This is a genomic window from Methylobacterium sp. GC_Met_3 (assembly GCF_026540775.1).
In the GTDB taxonomy this organism is placed as follows: Bacteria; Pseudomonadota; Alphaproteobacteria; order Rhizobiales; family Beijerinckiaceae; genus Methylobacterium.
On sequence record NZ_JALNUL010000096.1, the window covers coordinates 1 to 7,801 of the forward strand.

5 protein-coding genes are annotated in these 7,801 nt (G+C 63.7%); 4 read left to right on the top strand and 1 reads right to left on the bottom strand.

Going from position 1 to position 7,801, the window contains the following annotated elements:
• Positions 1-286: 286 nt before the first annotated feature.
• The 4 genes from OXS27_RS31050 to OXS27_RS31065 all read left to right on the top strand — a co-directional run bounded on the left by OXS27_RS31050 (position 287) and on the right by OXS27_RS31065 (position 6,771).
• On the top strand, positions 287-2,971 hold the full coding sequence (locus OXS27_RS31050; RefSeq protein ID WP_267361519.1) for an MHYT domain-containing protein: 2,685 nt from the start codon (positions 287-289) through the stop codon (positions 2,969-2,971).
• A gap of 382 nt (positions 2,972-3,353) precedes the next feature.
• Positions 3,354-4,301 carry a helix-turn-helix domain-containing protein gene (locus OXS27_RS31055; RefSeq protein ID WP_267361520.1) on the top strand — a complete coding sequence of 316 codons (948 nt, stop codon included), beginning with the start codon at positions 3,354-3,356 and terminating at the stop codon, positions 4,299-4,301.
• 636 nt (positions 4,302-4,937) lie between these two features.
• Complete coding sequence (locus tag OXS27_RS31060; RefSeq protein ID WP_243923483.1) at positions 4,938-5,216, top strand: hypothetical protein; 279 nt, start codon at positions 4,938-4,940, stop codon at positions 5,214-5,216.
• A gap of 133 nt (positions 5,217-5,349) precedes the next feature.
• Positions 5,350-6,771, top strand: coding sequence for a DUF2254 family protein (locus OXS27_RS31065; protein ID WP_267361521.1), 1,422 nt, complete (start codon positions 5,350-5,352; stop codon positions 6,769-6,771).
• Between the two features lie 831 nt (positions 6,772-7,602).
• Here the strand turns inward: OXS27_RS31065 and OXS27_RS31070 are convergent.
• On the bottom strand, positions 7,603-7,801 hold a 199-nt coding region (locus OXS27_RS31070), incomplete at its 5' end, for a hypothetical protein (RefSeq protein WP_267361522.1).

The following is a 7,801-nucleotide window of genomic DNA, read 5'->3' on the forward strand; positions in this document are numbered from 1 at the left end:
CTAGGAACGGATGCGCCGGAGAGGGCTTTGCTGCAGACCTTTGCGGAAGCGGAGCCGCTCCCAGCCCCGATGGCTCCCATTGGCTGACCGATAGGGCGTCATCGAATGGGACGCGCATTTGCGACGACAGAGCATCCTAAGCGCATGTGCTGCGTTGGCGATCGCGTCTGCACCATGCCGGCAAAGGCTTGAGCGGACGCATCAAGATGTCTGTAGACGTTTCCAACGTGCGTCCGCTCGGCGAGACGCCCGAGGACGGCCCTGGGCCGTGTGTGTAAGTCCGCTCATGATCGACACCGGTTATAACCCGCTCTTCGTCGCCCTCTCGATCGCCATCGCGATCTTCGCCGCCTACACTGCCCTCGACCTTGCCGCGCGGGTGCCGGGGAGAGCCGGACCACGCTGGGCCTGGGTTGGCGGCGCGGCCCTCGCCATGGGTGGGGGCATCTGGGCGATGCACTTCGTCGGCATGCTCGCCTTCGAGATAGGCATGCCTGCTGCCTACGACCTCGGCCTCACACTCCTCTCGCTCGCCCTCGCCGTCGGCGTGACCGGCGCCGCTTTCGCCTGGGTCGTCGTACAGGGCGTCGGAGCGCGTGCGTTAGCCGTCGCCGGACCGTTGATGGGCCTCGGTGTGGCGGGGATGCACTACGTCGGCATGGCGGCGATGCGCATGCCGGGCAATCTCGTCTACGACCCGGCCGTCGTCGGCTTATCCGTGGCGATCGCTGTCTTGGCTGCTACGGCCGCGCTCTGGCTGGCATTCCGCCGCAGCCGCCCCTGGCAGAAGCTGGCCGCCGCCTGCATTATGGGGCTGGCGGTGGCTGGTATGCACTACACCGGCATGGCCGCGGCGACCTTCACCGCCGAGGAGGCCGGCGCCCATGCAGCGCACACCGTGGCACTTAGCGACAACCAGCAGAACCTCGCTCTCGCCGTCGCCGCGGCGACGTTCCTGATCCTGCTCCTTGGCATGCTGGCCGCATCACTTGATCAGCGCCGGGTGCAGCGGCGCCTACACCGCAGCGAGGAGCGCTTCCGTGTCGCCGTGCAGGCCGTCAAGGGGGTGATGTGGGTCACCGGCGCCCACGGGGCGTTCGAGGAGGATCAGCCCGCCTGGGCCGCCCTGACCGGACAGACTTTCGTCGAGATGCGTGGGGACGGTTGGACCCACGCCATTCACCCCGACGACGTGCTGGAAACTGCGGCGGCTTGGGCGGAGGCAGTGCGGACAGGCGTGCCCTACGCGGTGGAGCATCGCGTGCGCGTCGCCAATGGAACTTGGCGGTACTTCCTCGCCCGCGCGATGCCGGTGCGCGACGAGGGCGGGGCGGTACGCGAGTGGGTGGGTGTGCACGAGGATACAACGGAACACCGTGCGCACGAGGTGGCGCTGCGCGATGCGCGCGACGCGGCCGAAGAGGCACGAGCCGCCGCCGAGGCCGCCAACCGTGCCAAGAGTGAGTTCCTGGCCAATATGAGCCACGAGCTGCGCACACCGCTCTCGGCTATCATTGGCTACGCGGAGATGCTGATCGAAGAGGTCGAGGACGGCGCCGAGGCGGATGCGATCGCCAGTGACATCGGTAAGATCGAGGGCAACGCGCGTCATCTGCTGGGCCTCATCAATGACGTGCTCGACCTGTCCAAGATCGAGAGCGGCAAGATGGAGGTGTACGCCGAGACCTTCGCAGTCGAACCGATGCTGCGTCATCTAGTGGCCACCGTCGCCGGCTTGGTGGCCAAGAAGGGGGACGCCCTCACGCTTGAACTCGCGACCGACATTGGCGACATGCACTCGGATTTGACGAAGACCCGCCAGATCCTTCTCAACTTCCTATCAAATGCTGCCAAGTTCACGGAGGGCGGGCAGATCCGCCTCTCGTGCTGCCGGGAGGACATTCAACCGGGGAGCGAGCGGCTGGTCTTCGCCGTATCGGATACCGGCATTGGCATGACGGACGAGCAGACAACGCGCCTGTTTCAGCGCTTCGAGCAGGCGGACAGCTCGACAACACGCAGGTTCGGTGGGACGGGGCTCGGGCTGGCGCTGACGCGAGCCTTCTCCGAAATGCTGGGCGGCACCGTATCTGTCGCCAGCCGCAGCGGTGCGGGCTCGACCTTCACGCTGGCCCTGCCTGCGACCTACGTCAGGCCCGTAGATAGCCGAGGTGAGCTGCAGCCGACCGAGGTCGTGGATGACGCGGGAGATGCGGGGACGGGGGGAGAGCTGATCCTCGTGATCGACGACGACCCAGCCCAGCGCGAACTCATGACGCGCTTTCTCCGCCGCGAGGGTTTCCGGGTGCGGGTCGCCGCCGACGGTCAGGCCGGGCTGGACCTCACCCGTCGGCTCCGGCCTCGCGCCATTCTGCTCGACGTGATGATGCCCGGCGTGGACGGCTGGTCGGTGCTCAGCCAGATCAAGGCCGACACAGCGCTGTGCGCGATCCCCGTGGTGATGGTGACTGCGTTGGACCAGCGCAATTTAGCGGCCTCGCTCGGTGCGGCCGATTACATGTTGAAGCCAGTGGAGTGGACACGATTCAGAGGTGTTATGGATCGCTACCGGTCCTCTGGAACGAATATCCGCGGTGCCGTCCTGATTGTCGAGGACGATCCCGTCGCGCGGCTGTCGATGCGGCAGAGCCTCGAAGATGACGGGTGGAGCGTGGTGGAGGCCAAGGACGGCGAGCAGGCCCTTCGCATTGCGGCGGCCACTCCGCCCCATGTCGCCGTGCTGGACCTGAATATGCCAGTCATGGACGGCTTCACCTTTCTCAGGATGTTCCGCGAGTTGCCTGGCTGCGCTGTAGTGCCCGTCATGGTGCTGACGGGACGGACGCTGTCAGCGCAGGACCGTTTGGCGCTGCGTGGAGCGAGCCAAGTCCTGAATGCTGGCGATCTCAGCTCAGGCGATTTGGTCGAGCGTCTGCGGTTGCTGACCTTGCCCACGCCGGAGGGCGCTTGAGCCATTTATTGCGCTGGGACTGATCTGCGATAGACCGCTTCAAACCCCGTCGCTGTCCTCTTTGGCGCCGGACCGCCGCCGAAGCGGACCGGTCGCTTTCAGGCAAATACGCCCACCACGGATGATCCTCCGGGCGTCCGGAAGGGGTGGGTTTCTGCCGGTCTGCTTTCAGGCAGCAATGCACGAGAGCGGACATTGCCGCCGCGTACGCTCACGACCCTTCTCTAAAGTTCAGAAGGTTTGCTGGCGGGCAACTCCACCCAGCACGCAAGACATACGCCGACGAAAAATACCAGATTGGAAGTCTTGCTATCTCGTGAATAGACATACCTTGCAGACCGAGCGAGTCTCGACCCCAAACGTCTGAACCTGGGAGTATGGATTGACCGAGCGCCCCCGCGTCAAAACCCTGAGGCAGAGCACGGCCGAGGTCGAGTCCAAGCGAGCGTTCGAGTTCTGGCGCGACACGGCGCTGGCCATGTCTGGCGTCTCCACGGCCGGGTCCGACGAACGGCGGTCGTTCGCAGCTAGTCGCCTGGTTGCTGTCACAGACCATAGCACCTTGCTGCACACCGAGGGCCCGCGGGTCGATGTTGCGCGCTCGGCGCGCCATGTCCGCCAAGACGGGCGCGACACCATCACGATCGCTCTGGTTCTGCGCGGTACTCAGTACTTCGAACAAGGGACCCGCGGCGGGCGGATGGCTCCCGGCGACATCAGCGTCACCGACTCCGGACGCCCATTCCTGATTGGGGCCTACGAGGATTATGAGGAAATCCGTCTTAGCACGACGCGAGCGACCTTCAGGGCCCATGTCGGCGAGCCGGAAGCCTACACCGGGCGCCTGTTTGGCCACGGCCCACTCAATGCGTTGTTCGCGACCTACCTGCGGTCCTACGCGGCCTTAGTGCCCGACATGACGGAGGCCGAGGCCAGCATCGCGGTCGAGAGCACCCTCCACCTGTTCCGGGGTTTGGTGGGCGCCCCCACGGGCGACGTTTCGGCGGACGCGCTGCGGTCACTGGCCGCGGTGCACATCGAACGCAGCCTGCACGATCCGGGGTTCGGTCCCGACGCCCTGTACCGGGCGTTGTGTGTCTCCCGCAGCCGTCTGTACGCCGCCTTCGCCGACGGGGAGGGCGTGGCGGCGGCGATCCGCGACGCGCGCCTCGACCGAGCGCATCGCCAGTTGTCGGCGCCTGCACATGCTAGCGACAGCGTCACGGCCATCATGTATCGCTGCGGTTTCACCAACGCGTCGGGTTTCAGTACCGCCTTCCGTCGGCGCTTCGGCATCGCGCCACGCGATCTCAAAGCCTCGAACCCCTAAGGGCGGACGCTTTTCCGAAAACCGGGCGGCGACCAACCACGTCCAGGGCTGAGCCAGGACGCCGCGTCGCCGGGGAGGAGCGGTACCAGTCGCGCGAATGCAAAAAGGCTTCTTGACGACCGCGGTGGGCGCAAAGCTGGAAATCCGCTTACGGACACAAGGTCAACTTTCGCTTCCCACCCCGAGCTGAAGTTGCAGGACGTTTGACGAACATCCACTTCGGGGGAACGCCGACAGCGCTTCCGGCGGATAAGCTGGGCCGGACCCGAAATAGCGGCTTAAAGTGGAAAACAACATGACCTGGTCTAGGGCGGGAGCCGCAGCGCACGTTAGGGCGCACGCGATGACAATATTTAGGAACGACAAAGCCTCTCTTCATTCAGAAAATCGTTGACGATAGTCTGAGGAAGACGATCATTACGATGCCTCGACGTTGTCGCCTTGGTCAGACCAGGAGGCACCACGTGCGCATCTCAGAAGCATCCAAAACTTTCTGTCTCACGATTCTGTGGTCGCGATTATGCCTCCGACCGATCGCGAACGGGAGTCCGACCGAGCGGGAACACCGACCACCCGGAGGCATTGTGGCCTGGAAGTTCACGACCCCACGGAAACCCGAACGGACAACAACCCGCAATGACGAAGAGAAATTTTCGGACGGTCGCCGTTGCAGCGATGGTGGTGGGCCTCGGGATGGCGTCGCCTGCGTTCGCCCAGTCCGCAGCCAGTCGAATCGACCAGCCCACCCCGGGGACCTTGCCGTCGGGCATGTCGCAAGACGGTGGCAACGATCGCGTCGCGCCGCCGAGCGCTATCCAGTCCTCCACCGACGTCATGCAGGGCGAAGCCGTGCAGGGTGACGGTGCGCCGTCGCGGACGAACCCGATCCAGCATCTCCCCAAGAACATGCGCTGACGCCGGTGCCGGCACCGTGAACCGGCGCGTCCGTCAGTCCCGTGGCCGCTCCGGACGCGGGTGACGTCGTGGCGGCCAACGCGATCCTGGCTGCAGCGGGAGCCGCCGAGGGAATCAAGGGACATCCGGCACCATGAGGTCCATGCAATCGGTCCCACGCCGCTTCCTTAACGCCGTCCGGCGTTCATTCCGGCAGTTCCTCGCCCTGCCGCTCGCCACCGTGCTCGGGTTCGTTGGCCTAAACGCACTGGTCTACCTCGCCGACAGGTCCTGGTCCGGTGGCGAGCACCCGACCGGGTTCCGCTGGCTCGGCGAACTGCTCGGGGACAGCGCCGCCCTCGGAAGCCTCCTGACCACCGTGGCGTCGAGCATCATCACGGTGACTTCGATCACATTCTCGCTGCTACTGATCGCGGTGCAGCAGGGGGCCGCAGCCCTGACGGCGCAGGTCACCGACCAGTTCATGGCCCGGCGCACAAACCAGTTCTATTTCGGCTACTTCGTCGGGCTGTCGGTGTTCGTGCTGATGACACTCGTGACCAACACCGGCTTTCACCGGCCCGTGTTCGGAACGACGTTGGCCCTGCTGCTCACAACCTCAGCGCTCTGCCTCATCATCGTAATGATCTACAACACCATCGACCAGATGCGCCCGGCTCAGATCATCCAGTTCATCCATGGCCGGGTGCTCGAAGCCCGCACGGCGGATCTCGACCTGCTCGCGCGGACGCGCAGGACCTCCCGGCACGGCTGGCCCGTCGTCGCGACGGTGCGCTCCCGGGAAAGTGGATACGTGGTCGGGATCGACGTGGCCCGCATCGACAGGGCCGTCGAGCGTCACGCGAAGAGAACAGTCGAGATCGAGTTCGACATCGCGGTCGGGGCCTATCGAGCTGTCCACGACCCGCTGTTCCAAGTCCGGTGCCAGCCCGGTGTCACCCTCAATGCGGACGCGCGCACATCCATCGTGGACGAGGCCATGGCGGCGCTCTACTACGACGACGGGCGCGACCTCAAGCATGACACCGCCTACGGCTTGCATCAACTCGCGACCATCGCCTGGACCTCCGTCTCGACGTCCAAGTCGAACCCAAGCCCCGGCATCTCGGTCATCCAGGCCCTGCGGGACGTCATTTCGCAATGGAGCGGTGGCGAGACAGAGGCGCGGGAGAACGTGATGTCCTGCGTCGTCTATCGGGACGCCGCCCCGACCGTGGCGACAGATGCGCTTGAAGCCGTAATCGTGGTGGCGTCGGAGTCGATCCAGCCCCAAACACTGGCCGAAGCAATCACGACCCTCGCCATCCTGCTCCGCCATGTCGGTCAGCCGACGGCCAAACGGCTCGCAGACGTCTCTACCCGCGCGCTATCTAGCCTTGGTGAACACGTCCTGACCCGCCAGCTCGAAGCCGCGCTCACCGACCTCTCGGAGGCACTGCTGGAGCGCGGCTTCGCCTCGGTAGCCGATGCTGTATCAACCTCGATGGCGGATCTCTCCGCCAGCCTGGGCAAGCTGAACTCGCGCTCGACCCGTGTGCCGGGAACGACATCGTAGCGGAAACACCAAGGCGCCGGAGCTCGACCCCAGGGAGGCAACGGCATCCTGCTTCAGTCACGCACACGCTTCGTCTCAGGCGGCGGCATCGCGATGGCGACGGTGTTCGATGTTGGATACGAAAGCGCGACGCAGTTCAGCCTGGAGTACGCACGCTTCTTCGGTCTAACCCCCTGCCCGGGATTTCGTCAGGATCCGCGAAGAGATGGGCAGTGTCGCGGCGCCTCCTGACGATCCTGGAACGAACGACCGCTTTGGGAGGCAGCGTAGGCTGTCGTGAACGCCACGGTTGGGCGACACCATACTGGCCGGGATGGGTGGAATTCGGTCAGTCCGCTTACGAGCTGAAAGGCATAGAGGCGGACGGTTCTACCCGGCCTGATCACGAAACTAAGCGGTCTCTTGGCGAAGTGCGGAACTCATACTTCGTAGCGTCATAAACCCGACCATAAATTAAAACGCGCACAATGATATCTCGACGACCGGAAGTTTCGCGTTACTAACTACGATCGGATCATCGCAGCCTGCGCGCGGGATAATTTCTATTATGGTCCCCGGTCTATATTAAAGATGGTCGCTTTCTTATAACAGCTTAAATTCGGATATGCATTCCGAATAAAAGTCTTTTGTGTATGCGTGAAAGCGTATTTCTCCTGACAATGTCAGTTTATGAGCGTGTGTCGAAGTGATTTCAGCATCAATGGTGGGGTTTTTCCAGCATAGTGGTAAGTGTAAAAGCCATGCCATACCCCCCAGCCGTTATAAATAGGAAGTACTGCGATCACGGTCAGGCTGAAGATACCGACTACGATGCGGATGACCCTTTTGTGCTTAGGAATCGGCGCCACTGATGCCATAGAAGAAGCTTAGCACGACCGTCCCTACGTGAAACATGCCGATTTCTGCTATCCACCTTAAGCCGAAGTCACCGGAAGGCCGATGAATGGCAGCTTTCGGGAAGCGCGGACAGCAGTCAATATGGGTGAGTTGGGTCGGTAAGAGGGCCGTCTGCTTTTTCGGCCGGCCCTCT

What these genes read in the sequence shown, in the direction of transcription:
- OXS27_RS31050 (WP_267361519.1), top strand. Translation starts at nt 287, where the DNA reads ATGATCGACACCGGTTATAACCCGCTCTTCGTCGCCCTCTCGATCGCC.
- OXS27_RS31060 (WP_243923483.1), top strand. Translation starts at nt 4,938, where the DNA reads ATGACGAAGAGAAATTTTCGGACGGTCGCCGTTGCAGCGATGGTGGTG.
- OXS27_RS31065 (WP_267361521.1), top strand. Translation starts at nt 5,350, where the DNA reads ATGAGGTCCATGCAATCGGTCCCACGCCGCTTCCTTAACGCCGTCCGG.